1 protein-coding gene is annotated in these 563 nt (G+C 27.5%); it reads right to left on the reverse strand.

Annotated elements, in window-relative coordinates:
• Nucleotides 1-273: 273 nt before the first annotated feature.
• Nucleotides 274-563, reverse strand: a 290-nt coding sequence (locus tag CYO90_RS03305; RefSeq protein WP_141090534.1) for a DUF1566 domain-containing protein, incomplete at its 5' end; no start/stop codon positions are given.

A 563-nucleotide genomic window follows, 5' to 3' on the forward strand; every position in this document is an offset into this window, starting at 1 on the left:
AAAATATATTGATAATATCAGTAAACATTTCATATTTTATTAACTTTATCGCAAGATAGTAAAAACTATTTAGAAAATAGTCGCCTTATTCAACAACTTAAATACAAAAAAGATAGGAATCAAAATAACCTTCTTAAATAAAGTAAAAATAATAATAATTTCATAAAAAGCAGTCAATAAGGCAACTAACGGACACTTTTTAAAAAATATAAGACCAGAACGAAAATCATAAATAAATATAATCTCACAGTCCTTTTCTTTATAAGATAAGTTTTAGTTAACTTCTCTTATACATACTACATTATACACTATACTCATCGGTTCTATTAAATCGTCTCCACCATATACTTCAAAAGCATATGCGCTATTACCAGTATTGATGGTTGATGACCAGTATCTACCATATTTTATATTACTAAAAATTTTTTTTATCGCCGGATTAAATTTTGAAAAATCAGTGATAGTTAAAAACTCATGTCTAGTAGGTAGTCTCCAGTCACTAAAGCCAGCATACTGTAAATTTTTGCAATACTCTTTTGCCTGGTTCCAGTCCAACATAGGAG

It is taken from the genome of Campylobacter concisus, assembly GCF_002913745.1.
Lineage (GTDB): Bacteria > Campylobacterota > Campylobacteria > Campylobacterales > Campylobacteraceae > Campylobacter_A > Campylobacter_A concisus_R.